Source organism: Paraburkholderia dioscoreae (genome assembly GCF_902459535.1).
In the GTDB taxonomy this organism is placed as follows: domain Bacteria; phylum Pseudomonadota; class Gammaproteobacteria; order Burkholderiales; family Burkholderiaceae; genus Paraburkholderia; species Paraburkholderia dioscoreae.
Genome location: NZ_LR699553.1, coordinates 2790023 through 2807634 on the forward strand (window position 1 = coordinate 2790023; position 17612 = coordinate 2807634).

26 protein-coding genes are annotated in these 17612 nt (G+C 59.8%); 16 read left to right on the forward strand and 10 right to left on the reverse strand.

Annotated features, from left to right (window positions below; translation table 11 throughout):
* Window positions 1-70 precede the first annotated feature (70 nt).
* From PDMSB3_RS12515 to PDMSB3_RS12525, 3 genes are read right to left on the reverse strand one after another with little or no spacing between them, the layout of a single operon-like run.
* Entirely contained in the window at window positions 71-667 is a 597-nt protein-coding gene (locus PDMSB3_RS12515) for a DNA-binding protein (protein WP_165186396.1), read from the reverse strand.
* Window positions 668-683: 16 nt separating this feature from the next.
* Window positions 684-1160, reverse strand: a complete 477-nt coding sequence (locus PDMSB3_RS12520; protein ID WP_165186398.1) for a RusA family crossover junction endodeoxyribonuclease — start codon at window positions 1158-1160, stop codon at window positions 684-686.
* A gap of 51 nt (window positions 1161-1211) precedes the next feature.
* Entirely contained in the window at window positions 1212-1409 is a 198-nt protein-coding gene (locus PDMSB3_RS12525) for a hypothetical protein (protein ID WP_165186400.1), read from the reverse strand.
* 34 nt (window positions 1410-1443) lie between these two features.
* Between PDMSB3_RS12525 and PDMSB3_RS12530 the strand changes: the two genes are divergently transcribed.
* Entirely contained in the window at window positions 1444-2103 is a 660-nt protein-coding gene (locus PDMSB3_RS12530; RefSeq protein ID WP_165186402.1) for a hypothetical protein, read from the forward strand.
* A 309-nt stretch (window positions 2104-2412) separates the two neighbouring features.
* Here the strand turns inward: PDMSB3_RS12530 and PDMSB3_RS12535 are convergent, their stop codons facing one another.
* From PDMSB3_RS12535 to PDMSB3_RS12555, 5 genes are all read right to left on the reverse strand, one after another.
* Complete coding sequence (locus PDMSB3_RS12535; RefSeq protein ID WP_165186404.1) at window positions 2413-2628, reverse strand: hypothetical protein; 216 nt, start codon at window positions 2626-2628, stop codon at window positions 2413-2415.
* Window positions 2625-3752, reverse strand: a complete 1128-nt coding sequence (locus tag PDMSB3_RS12540; RefSeq protein WP_165186406.1) for a DUF1376 domain-containing protein — start codon at window positions 3750-3752, stop codon at window positions 2625-2627. The genes PDMSB3_RS12535 and PDMSB3_RS12540 overlap by 4 nt, the downstream gene beginning before the upstream one ends.
* The gene (locus PDMSB3_RS12545) at window positions 3749-4747 is read right to left on the reverse strand and encodes a phosphoadenosine phosphosulfate reductase domain-containing protein (RefSeq protein WP_165186408.1); all 999 of its coding nucleotides are present in this window, start codon (window positions 4745-4747) and stop codon (window positions 3749-3751) included. The genes PDMSB3_RS12540 and PDMSB3_RS12545 overlap by 4 nt, the downstream gene beginning before the upstream one ends.
* Window positions 4744-5502: a hypothetical protein gene (locus PDMSB3_RS12550; RefSeq protein WP_165186411.1), complete on the reverse strand. Its 759-nt coding sequence runs from the start codon at window positions 5500-5502 to the stop codon at window positions 4744-4746. Before PDMSB3_RS12550 ends, PDMSB3_RS12545 begins: the two co-directional genes overlap by 4 nt.
* 76 nt (window positions 5503-5578) lie before the next feature.
* On the reverse strand, window positions 5579-5878 hold the full coding sequence (locus PDMSB3_RS12555) for a DNA-binding protein (RefSeq protein ID WP_165186413.1): 300 nt from the start codon (window positions 5876-5878) through the stop codon (window positions 5579-5581).
* A gap of 193 nt (window positions 5879-6071) precedes the next feature.
* Between PDMSB3_RS12555 and PDMSB3_RS12560 the strand changes: the two genes are divergently transcribed.
* Both PDMSB3_RS12560 and PDMSB3_RS12565 read left to right on the forward strand, forming a co-directional pair.
* Window positions 6072-6338, forward strand: a complete 267-nt coding sequence (locus PDMSB3_RS12560; protein ID WP_165186416.1) for a hypothetical protein — start codon at window positions 6072-6074, stop codon at window positions 6336-6338.
* A 112-nt stretch (window positions 6339-6450) separates the two neighbouring features.
* On the forward strand, window positions 6451-6951 hold the full coding sequence (locus PDMSB3_RS12565) for a hypothetical protein (protein WP_165186418.1): 501 nt from the start codon (window positions 6451-6453) through the stop codon (window positions 6949-6951).
* Window positions 6952-7086: 135 nt separating this feature from the next.
* Here the strand turns inward: PDMSB3_RS12565 and PDMSB3_RS12570 are convergent, their stop codons facing one another.
* Window positions 7087-7407 (reverse strand): transcriptional regulator, encoded by a 321-nt coding sequence (locus PDMSB3_RS12570; protein WP_165186421.1) that lies wholly within the window; start codon window positions 7405-7407, stop codon window positions 7087-7089.
* A gap of 76 nt (window positions 7408-7483) precedes the next feature.
* Between PDMSB3_RS12570 and PDMSB3_RS12575 the strand changes: the two genes are divergently transcribed.
* From PDMSB3_RS12575 to PDMSB3_RS12635, 13 genes are all read left to right on the forward strand, one after another.
* Window positions 7484-7924: a helix-turn-helix domain-containing protein gene (locus PDMSB3_RS12575; RefSeq protein WP_165186423.1), complete on the forward strand. Its 441-nt coding sequence runs from the start codon at window positions 7484-7486 to the stop codon at window positions 7922-7924.
* A gap of 113 nt (window positions 7925-8037) precedes the next feature.
* On the forward strand, window positions 8038-8649 hold the full coding sequence (locus PDMSB3_RS12580) for an SHOCT domain-containing protein (RefSeq protein ID WP_165186426.1): 612 nt from the start codon (window positions 8038-8040) through the stop codon (window positions 8647-8649).
* A gap of 987 nt (window positions 8650-9636) precedes the next feature.
* The gene (locus PDMSB3_RS12585) at window positions 9637-10245 is read left to right on the forward strand and encodes a hypothetical protein (protein ID WP_165186428.1); all 609 of its coding nucleotides are present in this window, start codon (window positions 9637-9639) and stop codon (window positions 10243-10245) included.
* Between the two features lie 147 nt (window positions 10246-10392).
* Window positions 10393-10611 (forward strand): hypothetical protein, encoded by a 219-nt coding sequence (locus PDMSB3_RS12590; protein ID WP_165186431.1) that lies wholly within the window; start codon window positions 10393-10395, stop codon window positions 10609-10611.
* Between the two features lie 20 nt (window positions 10612-10631).
* The gene (locus PDMSB3_RS12595) at window positions 10632-10988 is read left to right on the forward strand and encodes a hypothetical protein (protein WP_165186434.1); all 357 of its coding nucleotides are present in this window, start codon (window positions 10632-10634) and stop codon (window positions 10986-10988) included.
* Window positions 10988-11194: a hypothetical protein gene (locus tag PDMSB3_RS12600; protein ID WP_165186436.1), complete on the forward strand. Its 207-nt coding sequence runs from the start codon at window positions 10988-10990 to the stop codon at window positions 11192-11194. The genes PDMSB3_RS12595 and PDMSB3_RS12600 overlap by 1 nt, the downstream gene beginning before the upstream one ends.
* 263 nt (window positions 11195-11457) lie before the next feature.
* The gene (locus PDMSB3_RS12605; protein ID WP_165186438.1) at window positions 11458-11631 is read left to right on the forward strand and encodes a hypothetical protein; all 174 of its coding nucleotides are present in this window, start codon (window positions 11458-11460) and stop codon (window positions 11629-11631) included.
* Window positions 11632-11658: 27 nt separating this feature from the next.
* Window positions 11659-11949 (forward strand): KTSC domain-containing protein, encoded by a 291-nt coding sequence (locus PDMSB3_RS12610; protein WP_165186440.1) that lies wholly within the window; start codon window positions 11659-11661, stop codon window positions 11947-11949.
* On the forward strand, window positions 11946-12746 hold the full coding sequence (locus tag PDMSB3_RS12615) for a RecB family exonuclease (RefSeq protein ID WP_165186442.1): 801 nt from the start codon (window positions 11946-11948) through the stop codon (window positions 12744-12746). The genes PDMSB3_RS12610 and PDMSB3_RS12615 overlap by 4 nt, the downstream gene beginning before the upstream one ends.
* A gap of 10 nt (window positions 12747-12756) precedes the next feature.
* On the forward strand, window positions 12757-13971 hold the full coding sequence (locus tag PDMSB3_RS12620) for a hypothetical protein (protein WP_165186444.1): 1215 nt from the start codon (window positions 12757-12759) through the stop codon (window positions 13969-13971).
* Window positions 13972-13997: 26 nt separating this feature from the next.
* Window positions 13998-14699, forward strand: a complete 702-nt coding sequence (locus tag PDMSB3_RS12625) for a cell division protein FtsK (RefSeq protein ID WP_165186447.1) — start codon at window positions 13998-14000, stop codon at window positions 14697-14699.
* On the forward strand, window positions 14696-16453 hold the full coding sequence (locus PDMSB3_RS12630) for an AAA family ATPase (protein ID WP_165186449.1): 1758 nt from the start codon (window positions 14696-14698) through the stop codon (window positions 16451-16453). The genes PDMSB3_RS12625 and PDMSB3_RS12630 overlap by 4 nt, the downstream gene beginning before the upstream one ends.
* A gap of 78 nt (window positions 16454-16531) precedes the next feature.
* Window positions 16532-16885, forward strand: a complete 354-nt coding sequence (locus PDMSB3_RS12635; protein ID WP_165186451.1) for a hypothetical protein — start codon at window positions 16532-16534, stop codon at window positions 16883-16885.
* A 14-nt stretch (window positions 16886-16899) separates the two neighbouring features.
* Here PDMSB3_RS12635 and PDMSB3_RS12640 read toward each other — a convergent pair whose 3' ends face one another.
* Window positions 16900-17538, reverse strand: coding sequence for a hypothetical protein (locus PDMSB3_RS12640; RefSeq protein WP_165186453.1), 639 nt, complete (start codon window positions 17536-17538; stop codon window positions 16900-16902).
* Between the last annotated feature and the right edge of the window lie 74 nt (window positions 17539-17612).

Genomic DNA, 17612 nt, shown 5'->3' on the forward strand with positions numbered 1-17612 from the left:
TCAGCGGGCTTCGGTCGCATCTATGACGTGTATCGATTGACCCCGATTATTGTGCACCGCTTGCACATAGTCAAGCGGCAGCCTCGGTTCTCAGCAATCCTAAGTCTGAAAACCGCCGCTCGATCGCCGACCACGCCACCTGCGTCACGCCAACTTCGCCTGATTTCTTTCCGCCCTCCAACCACCGCCGCACGGCGGTGTTGTGATTGCCGACTGTGTTCCGGTGCGCGCCGCAACGCTCGGCTATGTCCTGAAGATCCTCCTTCGAGCCGAAAATGCGCTCGACGATGGCGCGCCGAACCTGATAGTGCGAGAAGCCTGAAACGTATGCCGTAGACGCATCGGTCAGCCAGGCAATGGCAGCGCGCCACTCCTGATTGGGTCGATGACCGCTGCAGCATTGCGCACCGCAGCAGCACGGCACGTCGTGCGGAGCGGCGCGCGCAACCAACGCCGCGAGGTGCAAGTCCGGCATCTCCCACATCTCGCGTCGGATCTGTCCGGCCTGTCCGGCGCCGTCCAAGCCAACGAGGCCCATGCCCTGCGACGTTGAATCGCCGCGCAGACGCTTCGCCATAAGCGTTTCGCCATACTGCTGCGACGAGTAGCAGAGCGCAAAACGTACTGCATCGAATGCGCTCTTGAATACAACTTCCGAGGTTTCCATTCCCGTAACTCCTCACCTATGCGCACTGCAAATTCAATTCGACCGCCTCGACGCGCACGCCGGGCGCGCGGCTATACCGTTTCGACACCCATAGGTCAACGATCTGCGAGTCATCGGCGTACACCACACCGTTCATGCCATCCTCGACCGCCTTCAGCACGTTCGACACATCGGGCTTTTTCGTCGCACCGATCAGCGCGCCAGCGGCCATCGTCTGACGCTTCATCGACCACCCGCCGGGAATCGGCAGATCGATGTTCAGAATCAGGCGGATCGGACCGCCGAACGGCTCGCGCATGCCCATGCCCTGCCGCGCAGCCATCTTCACCAGGTTTTCGTAGCGTTCGGTCTCCGGAGGCGTGAACGTCGTGACGATCTTGCCGCGGCGCGCGTGTCGCGCGCGGCCCTTTGCGATCGGCTTTCCTGGTATCAAAAACTCGACGCGCTGCATTACCGGCGAAGCTGTCAAAAGCGTTTTCTGTTCACCTGCCATTGCTGCTTTCCCTCGCCATTTCGGCTTTTTTATAACCGCAAGAAACCCTTCCTAGCCGTCGATCGCCACGTCAAGTTGCGCGATCAGTACGTCGCGCTCATCGACCGCAGTGTCGAGTTGCGCGCGCAGCGTTTCAATCTCGGCACGTTGCGCACGACGGGTGATTGCCGCAGACAGTTCGAGCGCGGCGTGGCGCGCGCGCATTGCAGCGCCGCCGACGTCGATGAAGTTTCTTACAAGATTGGCCATGCTAGGATTCGCTCCAAAAATCAAGGGATAAAACATGCGTAACTGGAAAACTGTCGCTTGCGTGTTGCTGGGGATCGTCGGCGTCATACTGATCTCCCACTTTGGCGCAACGTCGGCCGGAAGAAAGCCCTATGACCCCGGCCTGATGGCGAGCTGGATGCAAGCAATCGGTTCGATCGGCGCGATTCTCGGCGCCTACTGGATGACCGAGCGCCAAAACAAGATCCAACTTGCGAACGCCGCTGAGCAGCAGCGGATCGAAACAGAAAGGAGGTACGCACTGGTCGCCGCTTTGCTCGAGCAGGCAATCAGGCAGACCGAATCTGTCCGCTCTGATTTTGACGTAGGGCCGTCCCCGAACGAATTCGTATTTAGCTACTCGCAATCCGACTTCAGCGCATCGATTCAGAGATTGCAGGCGCTCAATCTGGTTGACATCGGTTCCGTCGAACTTGTGAAAGGCGTAGTCGCGGTCATTGATGCCATGGGTGCGATTCCCAGGGCGATCAATCGTGCACGCACCTCCAACAATCGAGCGAACTACCTGGAAGGCGCTCGCAATTGCGATATGGCGGCGAAGGCATACGCCAACGCGGTGCGCGCAGTCGGTATGACGCCAATCGTCGATCCGTTTGACCCCGACGAGAGCGACCCGGACGACGCAGAATTCGACGAGCGCCAATACGCTGAGTAATCCCACTTTTCCATTCACAGCAAACTCTCTCGCTGTCGATTGCCATCGTCCGACGGCGGCTCGTTGTCCCACCATGGATGCTCAACCGGTGCATGCTTTGGCAATGGCACAGCCACGGCCGTCTTGGTGGTGCCTACCGGTACCACCGCAGACCGCGGCTGCTCACACGCCTGCTGCCCTTCCGGAAACACACGTCCCAACGCCTGATACGCCACGCGGTACACGTTCGTTGGCTTCGATGGCTTCCCAGCCTCATGCTCGGCCACAAGGCGATGCGCCCACGCCTTCGATCCCGGGTTGTTCATGGCGTTAGAACGGAATCCGGTCGATGTACTCAACGCGATGCATCTCCACCGAACACACCGATGCCTCCGCGCCGAGCGCGAAAAACTCATGCCCTGGATTCGCCACCGCGAGTCGCTCAGCCTCCCCCATCGCATCGGCAAAGGTCGAGTGCCGGTGCCTGGGCGGCTTTGCGCCGGTTGGCGACCACACGATCCAAAATTTGTCATCCTGAGTCTTCACGCTGTACGTCCTCCATCGCTCCCTGTCTTGCCAACCAGCGCCGCTATCGGTACCGGCCCATTGCGACCCATTGCCGGAAAGTGAGCAGCCCACCATGGTCCGTCGCCAGCAGCATTGAACACGCGTAGCTTGAACTCAGCGTCCGGCTCGCCGTCCTGTTGCTCCGCGCCAAGTTCGCGACCGCGCCCGACAATGCCGGACCAAGTTCGATGCCACTCGGCTGACGGGGCAACTGCCACCGACGAAGTGGCGCCGCGCGCCGCGATTGCGTCCGCGAGAATCGCGTCGACAAAGCCGACGTTGATCGGCTGAGCGGAATTTTTCTTCGCACGTCGTTGCCGCGCCTCTGTAATCGCCGCGAGGACGTGCTCTCGCGACACGCCTGCGTCGACCCATCTGGCAATTAGCGGGTCGTCCGCTTTCGCATCAATCCCCGCCTGCTCGAGCATTTCGATAAAAGCGGCGGCAGCAGGCGGCGAACCGCGCGCGCTCGCGCAAGCAGAGGCAGTAGAGTCGCCGCTGCCGCTTGGGTTTACATATCCCTGTCCCTGTCCCTGTCCCTTAAGAGCGTTTTCCCGCGGATTTCCTTGGCGTTGGCCCGGTCTTCCCCCGTTTGACGGCGTGCATTCCGGTGGAAACAGATCGGGTTCCAGCGGAAAACCCATCGCTATCCAAGTGTCGAGATCGGGTATTTCCAGCGGAACAAGCCCAATCTCTACGCGCCTTTTGTTTTGTTTTCGGATGCGATCCTCCAGCTTTCCGTAGATGTGCCGATGTTTCGCGCGCCAGGACTCGTTCGCTTTCTCGGCGACCACGGGGTGATACAACCTGCCGTCGCCGCACTTGATCCATCCGCGCAACGCGCCGTCTCGGACCTTTTTCCACTCGGTCACGACGCGCCCATAGCCCGCCAGTTGAGACAGCACACGGTCGTCGTCAGGCAGTGACGCGGCTGGAACCTGATGCCACGACGCACACCAAAGAAGCACCGCGCAGCGAAATTCCTCGCCCGTTGAAAGTGCGGCAATGTCGCTGTCGCGCAACCGCACAACGTCGAGCGGCATAAACGCGAAGTCACGGAGATCGCAATCCCCTGGTGTCAGCGGTGGAGGTCCTTCTGTCATTCGCAAAGTCCGTAGGCTGACGCGCACGCCGTCGCAGGCGTGGCGTCAGCGAGTAAGTCATATTGGCGGCCGCCGCGGGTCGTCTTGGACCACTCGACCACATCGGAGACGGTGCTTGCTTTTCCGGAATGGCCTTGAGTGCCCAAGTGAAAAAAAGAGACAGGCGAATTCTGGCGACAGACCGATGAAACAATCCGCTCCCACTCAGCAATGCGAGCGATGTGCTCGGGAAACCGACGTGCGATTTCCGCCAGCTCAGCCTTGGAGCAATTGATACATGGCATACAGCCGACCCGGCTCATGCCCTGGAGGTAAAGCGGGTTCGGTTTGAGTCCAGCTAGGTGGTGCGCTGCGAAAACATCTTCCACATGCCAGCGCAAAATCGGCCGATAGACGAAAAGTGCGTCTCCGATATGCTCGAATGACTTAACACATGTCCCGGTGCCTTGTAAGCGAATGCGACGCGACTCGCTTTCGTCAATTCGCACGCCCTGCCACGACCAGACGGCGTGTCCTTCGTCGATTCGAGCGATCGCAAATTCCGTTAGCGGGCGTGTTTTCAAGTACTCAGTGCAGAATTGGCGCTTGCGCGACGGAAACCCGCCGCGAACCATGCACAGATCCAAGTACGGGATTCCCGTTGGATGTAAAATTTCAAGCGCTTGCGAAGCCAACGCCGGTGTCCATCGATACATGAACTTCCGGCGACCGTAGACCTCCGACTCTGGCTCACCAGCGGCGATTCGCGCGAGGTTCGCACGCTTGGTCGCAAACTCGTCAACGAACGAGGCTCGCACGACGTCGACCGTGATCTTGAGCGCGCGCGGCAAGTACTCGAGGGCGTATTCGTACGTGGCCTCGTGCTCGTTGCCTGTATCGGCAAACACAAATCGGCAGTTCTCCCGCCCATGCAGTTCGATCGCGACGAGCGCTGTCGCCGTACTGTCTTTTCCGCCGGAGAGTGAGACAACGTGCAATGTTGGTCGTTCGATCACACGACCTCCAGCGAAAGTGCCTGCTGAATCGGCGCCGCCTCGCGATCCCAGAACGTCGTCGACTGTTGCATTTCAATCCGCTCGCGCATGACCATTGCGCGGGCCTCCTTCGTCGGTGGCGTATATGGACCACGCCACTTCGAGTCAATTCCAATGTTCTGGCCAATGTTCGTGCTGTCGGCACTGGCGAACGGAAAGCGTGTGAACACGTCCGGATTAAGCATCCGCAGCCCGTGTATCTTGCAGATTGGCCGGCCGTCGCGGTCGCACAGCACGTCCATCGCTTCGGCCATGCGCGTGTACCAACTCCACGTGCCGACCGTCGCGAATTCTCTGGAACTACCGAGACACACTCGCGGCCACGCGAAAGCCAACCGCTCAAGCCGTTCGAGGTTTTCGTGCAGATGCCACACCGGTGCACCGACCCACGGCGCGCGCTCGCGCCATGGCCATTCCTTGAGCAGCGCATCGTTGGCGGCTTCGTCACCGTCGATCACATCCGGAATCACCGCGAAATCGAACGAGGGGTAGCGATGCACTTCTGCCACCCACGCGTAATACTGCGACCAATCGCTGACCGGTCGGCCTACTCGCCACGCCGTGTAAGCACCATTGTCGAGCGCGAACGACTGCGCCACTGAGATGACCAGAGCGAGTTGTTCGGGGTGCTCAAACGACACGAACGCGTGGCCGCCGTTGACTGCTCGCACCGCTGCGGTCGAGGGGGTAATTGGGGTGCCGTGATAAGGGATCACAAGACCTCCAGCGCAAGGGCCGGCAGCCTCCACCGCATTCGCTGCAACGCTTTGCCGACCAATTCATTCATGCTCGCTATCTCCGCCCGCACTCACCCATGTTCATCCGGGCGCAGTGGCAGTTCGAGCCGATGACATTGCCCCGCGCGAGGTAGTCCATGTATTCGGTTGTGGCCACGACGAGCCCAAGTGCCTTGAACAGCGCCGGGATCCTGTCGATCGGAATGCCAGCGCAGTTGTTCTTCACCTTGTCGAGCATGTCGACGCCCCAGCCGACAGCGTCGGCGATGTCAGCTTTCGCTCGCTTGTCCGAGCACGCCTTGCTCAGCCGCTCGTAAATGATCGAGCTCTGAAAGCCCGATTCCGGCTCATTCATCGTTGTTCTCCAGCATTCCGAACACAGGTAATGCGCCGGAATGGCTTGTTGCCTAAAGTTGCGGTCATACCGCGGCGTTGAGGGCGGCGACTGGCACCGCGCCTTTTCAAGAAGGAGGAGTCTCCAGCCATGGAAGAATCACCGTCGGCTACCAGGCCATCGACATGAACCCTGACCATGAAAGGAGGCTCCTGTGAACGAGATCGAAAACCTGAAGCGGCTGGTTGCAGAACTCGAAGGACACGTCACCTCCCTCGTCGCTTTCCCCAGCGCATTGCTGCGAGAGATGCCGAAAGCAAAGCAGCAGGCCATCGTCGCCACTTTCGAGTCGCGCTGCGAACAGACGTCGGCGTTCCTGCTTGGCCAACCGGACCCTCTCGCGGAGCACCAGATCGAGGCGCTCCAGGTGACCCGGCAAACGATCCAAGGCCTCGCCGACCCTCAAGCCAGAATTGCATAGCGGCATCTGGCTGATTCAACTGTCCATATGGAACGGGGCGAGGGTTCCGGCTCTCGCCAGTTAAATCGCAGTCGTCACAACCCGTTTGCCTTCCGCGCAAGGAGGAACCCTCATGAAGATTGATCGAAGCATCCAACTCGAAATTCTTAAAGCTGCTGCTGACACACACCCCGCGCCGCTCGACATTGCCGTCATGCGACAACTGCTCGCCACTCATGGCGAAGACGTGATGGCCGCCAACCTGCGTTATCTCGCCGGGCACGGCTTGATCGATCGTGGCGTTACCGTCGGCGCTGACGGGCACTTTTCTTTCAAATGCCCGGAAATCACTGCGGACGGCATCGACTTCCTCCTGGATGACGGAGGCCTGTCGGCGATCCTTGGCGTGGTCACGATCAGATTTCACGATGAAACGCTTCGGGAGTTGATCGGTTTCCGGATATCTCAGTCCGATCTAAGCCAGCCCGATAAGTCGCGATTACTTGGTCAGCTTCGCGAGCTGCGCGGCGAGACCATAAAACACCTGACACTGAAACTTGTGGATGCGGGGCTGGCAAACTGGCCGGTCGCACTTCAAGCAATTGAAACGTTCGTGCGCCGTTCCGGGTTTTGAAACGAGGTACCACAGCAAAACGCGCGAATCCAATGACCTGTGACAGACGGATCCAGAACTCGTCGAGGTCCGTGTGCGCCTCGACGAATGTTCCGTTGGCGTGAAACATCAGCGAATCGATATCGATCGGGTTCATCACGCCGCCTCCTCTGCAGGCGTCACTTCGGGCGCGGCAAAAGCGCCTGGAACTGGCGGCGATCCGGGCGCGCCAATCAAGTCGCCCCAGTACTGGTGCCAATCGTCCGGCCGAAGTCGTGTTCGGCTAACGCCGAACTTTTCCTCGATGGCCTTGCAGTGCCGCGCTGCCACGGAGCGATTTCGATCCGGAAGATCGCACGTCCATTGAGAAACCATCTGCGGAGAAACGCCGAGCGCTCTCGCTAAGTTGGATGGTCCTTTGGCGATCGTGACGGCCTCACGAATCGCGGCCAAAGCGTTCAGGTTGATCGTATTCATGCGTCGAATCGTAAAGCATTGCTTCCCATACATCAAGCATTGCTGCAGAACTTAAAGCAATGATTTAATCCAGACTATGAAATCGACAAATGACACCGCCGAGCTGGCGCGCCGAATTACGGTTGCGTTGGACGAGGCGCACCTTTCGTCGGCTGAAGTCGCCGCAGCTTGCGGTGTCAGCCCGCAGGCAGTAAACGGGTGGAAGAAAACAGGAAGGATCGGGAAGGAGCAGTTGCCGAAACTGGTGGAACTTACTGGCCGCCCGCTTAAATATTGGCTCGGTAGCGAAGAAGATGCGAGTGGTGATTCTCTGGCGGAAGCTGTCGCCGTCGAACGGTTTTCGCGGATGCTAAAAGGCAGAAGCGCCGCAGATGTACAACGTATTGCCGAGGCGCTCGATACTCTCCTGAATGTGCCCCGCCCACTTGGGGCAATCGGTGCGGAAAAATTAGTGGCGGAAGACGAAGGCGTCCTGCCGCCGCCGGATCGGCGTCGCCGGCGCGACAAGGCCGCTTAATACCAAACAGCCGCGAAAGCGGCTATTTTTTGATGACATCGATAGCTTTACTCAATCAATCCGAACTTTTCGAGATGAGCTGGTTATCGCAATTCATCACCTAGGAGTTAGATGTGAAAGACACCCTTTATTCCAGCGAGCCGCGCTTGAGGCGCGGCGTTGTGCATCTCCACTCCTTGCTGGTCGAGGGGGAAACCGTGCAGGCATGCACAGTTCAACGGAGACTGTTTGCCCTCCTCCACCGGCGCGTCTTAGTAGCGGCAACTTCCGGCCGTCTTATCGGCATGAAGCGACGTCTGATTGCTGGATTCACCCCGGTCGATCTGCGGTGGCAGGACATAAAGAGTGCGCAAGTCGAAGCTGGCATATTCGGAAGCACCCTGACAATAAGCGCCCTAACCCAGCCGGATCTGGCAATAAATGGCGACATACGCATGGTCGAGTTCAAGGGCCTTCGAAAAGCTGAGGCGCAAGCCGTCTATCGAATTTGTCAAGCCCAGGAGCAGGCCTGGCGTGAAAAGCGACGACTTCGCGAACTCGAAGAACTACGCGCCCGTTCGGGTGGGTTTCAGGGTTCCGAAATGGGACGACGCAGCGAAGGACAGGAATCGGATGGCTCGAGCTCTACTGCTCGACTGCAGCGCGCGAAAGAAATGCTCGATAATGGTCTCATAAGCGATTCCGAATACGAGACGATCAAAGCACGCGTTATTGGCCAAATTTGAGCGGCAGATTCATCTGCGAGGACGAAACCGCAATGAACCGTTTCCCAACACGCCTTTCGGCAAGGGTCAAGAAAAACAATACCCGATACCATTTAATCCGCTCTGCACAAAGACAATGGGTTTCCCCGAAAAATCCAACAAAACTTCACTAACCCGTTGCATCGCGGTGGCTTTATGCGCCCGCAGCTCTTTGCCTTGCCACCGCACTCGCGACGACTGCAATTCTCCCAGCGAAAGGCATAAGGCAAAGCAACTCTTATGAAATTCTCAAAAAAATGTATTACTAATTCTGAAAAAAGCGAGATTCCGAAATTATCGATTTACCGCGTTATGCCATACGCATATATCTGGCGATTCTTGGCAAAAGAGCTTTCAAGAAGTAAAGTTCTATTCAATGCGCATCATTCGTTCGGGCAGAGTTGGTGCGTTTCACGAGCGGCTTAGTCCTCCGAGGCGCTTTATGCATAATGCGACCGAATGGTTCAAACGCCCGCAGGCAGAGGATCTGTTGCTGCTCGCAGTTGACATGCTCGATTCCCCATGCGGAGACGGTCGCCCGCATTCAGCTGTCGCTTAAAATCGGTCCAGTGCAATGGCCGACGTTACCGACTTGAGCGCGTACAGGGAAGAGCGCGCCAAACAGACGGTCTCCTCAGTTCGTCCACCTCGGGGTCGCGCTGCCTCGCAATCTCCTCCTCCTTTGGAAGCGGTCCGACCTCCGCCCACCTCCCCCAGCGAAAAAAACATCTCCGGGTCTCTCACTGTTGAGATCGACGACGAGGGCGGATTGCACTTCAAACGCACCGGCATCTGTACAGCCTGCGACGCCGTGACGCGCTATGCCTTAGCACAGATGCTGTCGCACTTTTGCGACCGCGATCCAAGTCTGCCGTGGTAAAGCATTTGTTGAGAAACATAAAGCATTACTTGCTTTGCGTGAAGCAATGCTTTAGTCTCCTATCCATCGCCACCAACTGATGGATGAACATGCCCTCCACCCCAAAAATAGCACCTCCGGTCGCTGCCACTTATAGGAAAAGCATCCCAAGCGCTCACCCTACGGTCATCCTGGTCTGGAATCAGTTTCGGGATGAGTCCGTCACGCTGGTGTCGACACCACAGGCACGCCAGTTCAACTTCTACTGGGGACACTTCGACGGCATTTGCATCGAGGGTGATTGCGAACGAAACGCCTGGCATCGCCTGGCGCTGCTCATGGGAGCGACCGGCTCGTTCAGCGAGGACGAATGCACCGACGAGGTTCTGCGCGATTGGTGGCAATACATCTGCTTGCTGCCTCGCGACGTTGAGTCACCGCTTGACCTTGCGGGCGACCCCGAACTTGTCGGCGCCCGCGTCGTCAGCGTGTTCCTTTGCCGAGCTATCGACCGTCCGCAAACTCGGATAGCAAAGCGTTTAGAACAGTTTTTCTGTGCTGAATCCAGAAACTTGACGCTTTCCGGGTCCGAACAGGATCGCGCTGGGCCCGACTGTGCACAGGATCCACCTCGCGAAGCTGCTCCGCCGCCCACTGGCAAAGAGCCTCACGGGCATCCGGATATCGGTCCAGCAGGAACTCAAACGCTTCCTGTCTAGCAGTTGCTAACTCTGTGGCGTAGTCGAAGCTATAGCCTGTCATCGGGTGGTTCCTCAGCAAGGTCGGTTAATGAAAGCTGTTTCCTAGTCCAGCATTTTTATTATCCGCGAGTGAACCACCCACCCATCAAACAAAAGAGGCATGACATGAAACAGATCAGTACTACACATCGATCAAGAGGCTGGACCACCGAGGACGAGATTGCATTCATCGAAGGACTAGCCCGCGGAGCAGCCAACGCAGACATGCTGCGCGGCTATCTGCGCAGCCTTCGCAACCGCGCCAACTTCGGCACCATCAACGCAGAAACCGTCATTCAGCACGCGCAGAAGTTGCTCAGAGACGCCGAGCGCGCCGCAGCCTGACGCCTGACCGGGAGCCCAAAATGTTCTCCTTCCACCCGCTCGTACTCTCGCGCGCCGACCATATTCTCGGGAGCCTGCTCGATCAGGAACTCGCTGTTAAGGCCGGCGCAACCGAACACATGCCCGCGGCCGCGTCGACGCCGATCGCCGGGATTTCCATCGACGACGTAGCCACGGCACTGCGCGGCTTGCCCTTACCAACGCAGCAACGTTGCCTGCACGCGCTGATCGACGGCGAGCCGCATGCCGCAGGTCTGGTTTTGCTTCACGCGTTTAACCTGGCAGTCGAAGCGCACAAAACGTTGCCGCCGCAAGAACCGGACTGCACCGACTACGCTCCGACCCACCGCACGTTTCGAATCACAGGGGGGCTGTGATGCTGGCCACCCAGGAGCGCGCGCTCGATTCGACAAAGATCGACTGGCGCAACAAGTCGCACACAAGTGCCTCGACGATCAAAGAAGGCGTCTACCCCGCGACGGCAACGCGCGAGGATGTCGAGAAAGCCGTGCGCGGCACGTTTGGCGGTCGTTTCGAGCATTTCGGCGATGGCCGGTTCAAGTACATCGCCTATACGGACTGATCGGTGCAAATCCTCCTCTTTCTCGCCGCCTGGACGCTTCTAGCTGTCGTCATCTGTGTCTGGCACCACCGAGCCGTAAAACAACACTGCCCTGTGCGCCGCGTTCGGTTCACGCGCGCTCGCTGGGATATTGGCCGAATTGCCGATCGACACCCGTGGATTGTTTGGCTCACCGCGATCGCGATCGCCACCGCATGGCTCGCTCACAACGGCGTATGTGCCGACGCCGAGACCCAGCTCTCTGTTCGAATCTCGAGGTCCGCATGAAACTGCACGCGTTCCGCATCACGATCAATCGGCGCCCACCGTTCGTCGGCATGTTCCCGTCAACCGTCGCCGTGATCGAGGCTTTCGAGCGACTCGCATTCGAAGAGGCCGAGTCACTCGGTGGCTTCAAGCTTTCCGTCGTCGCGTTGCACCCGGCGCAAAATCACTGACGACCCTTTCATTCCGGAAATAGCACCATGACCAATCAAATCACGCATCAGATCACGATGGACGCTGTGGAGTCCTCACAGATTCATAGCATCGGCTATGACTTGACCACCGGCACGCTTGCGGTCCGTTTCAAGAACAAGGCCGGCGAGCCCACTTCGCTCTACCACTACAGCTGCGTGACGCCGGGAAACTTCGACGCGATCAAGAACGCCGAGTCGGTCGGCTCGCACTTCTACAAGCACATCAGGCCGTTCCCGGACCGCTTCCCGTTCACGTGCATTGAAAAGATGCCGACCGCCGGTCAGGTGTCGGAATGAATGCGTTCACTGTCCGCGCATCCGCATGGGGCGCCCTGTTCGACTGCGCGATGAAGTTTGAGGGTGAACACCTGCTCGGCATGCGTAAGGCGTCCGGCCTGCGCGCCGCGTTGGGCACCGCCGTTCACGCCAGCACCGCAGCGAATGATCAGGCGCGCCTCGACGGCAACCCGCTGACGCCCGACGACACCGCCGGCGTGCTGATCGATGCGCTGCACAACCCGACTCAGGACGTTGACTACCGCGACGACGATCTGACCGTGCGGGACGCCGAGCGCATCGGCCTCGCGCTACACACACGGTACTGCCTCGATATCGCGCCGCAGTTCGAATACACCGCGGTTGAAATGAAGCTGGCGCCGTTCGAGATTGACTGCGGCGGCGGCACCGTCGTGCGTCTGACCGGCTCAATGGACCGCGCACGCGTTGCGCAACGCGAGGACGGCATTGCAATCCCCGACCTGAAAACCGGCCGCGCAATCATCCAGAACGGCAAGGTCAACACGAAGGGCAAAGCCGCGCAGCTTGGCACATACCAGCTGCTGTACGAAAACACGACCGGCGAGCAGACGGTGGGCGGCCAGATCATCGGGCTGCCGACCACCGGCAAAGCCAATCCGATGGTCAGCCCGCTCTTCGACGCGCGCCGCGTGATGCTCGGCACCGACGGTCAACGCGGGCTGATCGAGTACGCCGCCGAGATGTTCCGCTCGGGCCTGTTCCCACCCAACCCGCAGTCCGTCCTGTGCTCGCCGAAGTTCTGCGCGCGTTGGAAGACCTGCATGTTTCACGAATAACGAGGATCCCGTGAATCAGCCAACCACTATCGACAACCTGAGAAACCCTGCCCCCCGCGAAGCCGCCCTGCCAACGGTAGAAATGGGGTTCGGCACACTGCAGTCATTCGAGTTGATGCAACGCGCAGCGAAAATGCTGACGCACTCCACTCTCGTACCGGTCGCTTATCGCGCGCGCACCGAAGTGAAGGAGTACGGCAAGGTCACGGGCTACGAAGACAACCCGAACGGGTTGCCGAACTGTGTTGTAGCTCTAAACATGGCTCAACGCATGGGCGCAGACCCGCTTATGGTCATGCAGAACCTGTACATCGTGGAGGGGCGCCCCTCCTGGTCATCGCAGTTCATTATCGCCGCGATCAATTCGTGCGGTCGCTACTCCCCCCTTCGATTTGACCTGTCCAAAGCGTCGGAGCCGCAGGAGGTCACTTATTCGGCCACTGAATGGCAAGAGCAGGCCGGCGGCGGGAAAGCCAAAAAGGTTTCTGTACAAAAAAAGATCGTCGTTCAGCATCAATCGTGCGTCGCGTGGGCGATCGAGAAAGCGTCCGGAGAGCGCCTGGAATCCCCTCGCATTTCCGTTCAGATGGCTATAGACGAAGGCTGGCTAACCAAGAATGGAAGCAAGTGGCAAACGATGCCCGAAGTAATGCTGCGCTACCGGGCAGCAGCATTCTTCGGCAAGTTGTACGCGCCGGAGCTGTTAATGGGATTGCAGACTGCTGAAGAAGTGGCCGACATCGTCGACGTGAATCCTGATGGCTCCTACACGGTTTCGACGCCTCTGGAAGAAGCGCGCGCCGCACGTTCACCTGGTGCCCGAGCAGCGGCTACTCGCGCCCCGGTCGCCGAGGAAGTTGCCTCGTCCGTCGAAAAGGAAGCGACGGCGGCAGCGTCTGAAGCGGAACCAAAGCCTGCTGCCACCGAGGCTCCAGCGCAAGCGTCGCAGGCTCATGACCAACAGGACGGTTTCAGCTTCGATGAGGCCGGAATGATCACTGGTATCCGCGAGGAAATCGACGCGGCGAACACCGCGGAGGAGTTGGACCTCGCGCGCAGCGTGATCCGCGACGTGACGGATGAGAGCGTCAAGGCCGAACTCAACGCGCTTGCCGCGCAGCGCATGCGCGCAATCAACGCCGGCCAGTCGCAGGCGTCGGCATCCACGCCCACACCAAGCCCGGCGCCGCAGCGCAGGCCGCGCGCGCCGATTAGCGCTGAGTAACCCACTCCACCGACAAAGGATAGGCAATGAGCCACTCAGAAGAAGCCAAGCACGTGCTGGGGATGACCGCCGCGACGGTCGGCAAGGATCTCCTGTCAGCTCTCGTTCTCGAACTGAAAATGCTGCCCGATGTCTGGGTCAAGCTCCCAGAGACGAAGCAGAACGACATCATCGACCGGCTGCGCAAGCGCGTTGAGAACGGCGTCAAGATGGCGGTCCATCTGATCGCGAGCGACGGCCGCATGGTGGTGGTTGGCGACCTCGACAAGATCACCATCAAGGACGGTGCGCAGGCCGTCATCAAGATCGGCAAGTCGGCGCCCTCGCTCCACGAGCTCTATGACGCCCAAGGCAAAGCAGTGCTGATCGTCGTGTCCGACGCTGGCGAGCATACCGGCGGCATGGACGAGGTGCGCGGCGAATCAGACCAGCGTGGCTTTGATCTCGGCAAGGAATACACCGACGGGGACGGGGACGGCGACGGCATGGGCGGCGGTGGCGAGGGCGGCGAAGTGGTTGACGTTGAGTCGCGCCCGGTGGCCGCCCTCGGCGATGGACCGCTGCAGTCAGAACTGGATGATCAGTACGCGGCCGGTCGCGAAGCTGCCGCCGCAGGTCTGCCCGAAAGCGAATGCCCGGTGATGCGCGGCGAACTCTGTATCGCGTGGGTGAAGGGCTGGAAATCGTGGCACGAAGAAAACTCGGAACTGGGAGGCGATGCGGCATGAAGCTGACGCACATCCTCGTGCGCGACGTCCTCGGTATCGCCGAAGCCGACGTGCACCTCACCAAACCTGTCGCCCTATTCACCGGGGTCAACGGCGCGGGCAAAAGCAGCCTGCAGGAAGCCGTCCGCATGGCACTCACCGGCGACACCGTGCGCGTGTCGTTGAAGAAAGAATACGGCGCGCTCGTGCATGGCGATGCGAAAGACGGTCAGATTGTCGTCACGTCGGACGACGCCGCGAACAGCATTACGCTGCCCGGCGGCAAGCTCGCGCGCGGCTTGCCCGACGATCCGCGCCTGCCGATGGTCCTGGACGCCCAGCGCTTCGCTCAACTCGACGGCAAGGCGCGCCGCGCCTTTGTCTACGAACTGATGGGCGTGAAGGTCGGATCCGAAGAAATCCGCCGGCGGCTCGTCGCACGACTGTTTCCTACGGCTGCACCGGCCGACGCCGACACGGTTCGGCTCGAGTCGGTCATCCCGATGGTGCGCGCGGGCATCGACGCGGCACACAAAGAAGCTGGCGACAAGGCGCGCAACGCGAAAACCGCGTGGCGCGTGGTCACCGGCGAGACCTACGGCAGTTCTAAGGCCGAAGGCTGGAAACCTGCGGCAGTTCTGTTTGACGAGGCGGCGCTGCTCAAGCTCGAGTCCGACCTTGAATCTCTGGACGGCCGGATCGGCGATATGCAGCAGGAGATCGGCGCAGTCGAAGGCGCGCAGCACGCCGCGCGCACCCGGGCTGAGCAGATCGCGGCACTGCACGAATCTGCATCGCAATTCGCCCGGCTGAGTGACCTGGTGCAGCGGGCCGATGACGCTGTCGCAGAGTTCCAGCCGAAAGTCGAAGCGCTGCGGGCACGGGCGACCGGCGCGCCGGCAGGAGCGGCATGCACCTGTCCGGAGTGCGGTGCGCTGCTGCGTTATTTTCAGGGTGCGCTTGCGGCCGCCGGCGCGACCGAGCGCGACGACGAAGCCATCGCCAAGCTGCCTGAATACATGGCGAGCCTCACGATGCTGCAAAACGCCGCACAGAACCGCCGCAAGGAACTGGATGCTGCGGATACCGCGGCAAAGCAGTTGCGGGCGATTGAAGATCAGGTCGATCCCGACGACGTCCCGATCGATATCGATGCGCGTCGGCGCGAACTGGCAGAGATGCAACAGCATCGGCGAGCCGTGGCCGCGGAAACTGTTGGGCTGCGTGAACAGCAACGCGCCGCGGCGGCCGCTGCCGAAACAGAAAAGAAAGCCGCTGGGCACCATGCCGATGTACGCGCGTGGGAAGCGATCGCCGACGCTCTCGCACCGGACGGCATTCCAGCAGACCTGATGCGTGAGGCGCTGCTGCCACTGAACGAGCAACTCGCCACGCTTGCGCAGATGTCGGAGTGGGCCGACGTCACGATCACGCCGGAGATGGAGGTTCTGGCCGACACCCGCCCCTACGCCCTGCTCTCCGAATCCGAGCGCTGGCGAGCGGATGCGCATCTCGCGTGTGCGATCGGAGCGATTTCCGGGCTGCGACTACTCGTTCTCGACCGCGGCGATGTGCTGGTCGGCGCCGAGCGCGACCGCCTGCTGTACTGGCTCGATGACCTCGCATACGCCAATCAAATCGATACGGCCCTGGTGTTCATGAGCTTGAAAGAGCCGCCAAAGGCATTGCCCGACGGCATCGAATCGTTCTGGATCGAAGGCAGCGCCGTGCGTTCCGTTCAGCTGGGCGGCCGCTGCATGACCACGACTTCATAAAAATCCAAACCGCCGCGTCGGCTGCCCCTCGTGTTGATGCCATGCGCGGTCGCGATACCGACAACCGAAGGAAGCGAAATGCCTAAAACCGAACGAACTCCAACGCCCGACACAGTGTTGGCAGCAATGGAACCGGACCGTCATTACAGCGCGCAAACAATCGCGTCGATGCTCAGCCTTCGCACCGATCTCGCTCGTAGCCTGCTTAACATGATGGTCAACGCCGGCACTCTTGTCCGCATCCAGTCAACGAGGAAACATCCGGTCCGCTTCGCCGTTGCGGTGAATGAAGACGGGGAGCCCCAAGAGGAAGTGCAGCCAACGATTGCAACGCCGCGCACGCACGCGGTCATCACTGGCACGCTCATTGGTTATGACGCTGAGATCGCACGGCGAGCGGAACTCTGCATGATAGTGCGAGGTGTGCGATGAAGTCAGCCCACGCGTCACTTACTCTCGGGAAACTTGCTCGATCTCGGAACAGGATTGGCTTTGAGCCAACGCTTCCACTTGCCCCACCAGATCAGGTGCCATACGAATCTGACCAGCCCCGGAAAACGCGAGATCGTCTCGTATCTGTTCGCGCGATCCATTTCGAAAAGGACCCGTTCGCGGTCTCGATTCAGCCAGACGATCTCATTGTTGATCGAGCCAATTTCCATCTGAAGGGGTGGCTTGCCGCGAACGCTTGCCACCTTGATAAGCTTCATGGACTTGAGGACAACCGATCGACATTTGCCCTCAATAGTGCTTCGCAGAAAATCTCTCTCTCGCTCTTCCAATTGCAAAATACGAGCAAGCAAATCAGTTGCTCCGATCTCATCGACAGATATCTCGCTCGCCGGTCTATCCGCCTGAAGCAACGCACTATGCGCATACGATTCGGCGTCGAGCATAACGTGGAAGAGTGCGCCGACCATCACCGCATCCAACGCCGCCGCTTCGACTCTTCGATCTCGTCGCTCTGCCATGCGTTGCCATGCCGGGATCATGATCGCGATTACCAGAGCGAGAACCGCGCCAATGGCTTGCGCCCACCCGGACAGCTTGTCGTGGTCTTCCATCCAGCGAAGAAGGTCCGGCATGAGAGTCTCCCGACGCCGACGTATAGGGCGATAGTACGGGCAGATCGTGGCGCCGTCGACTCGGCGTGTTCACG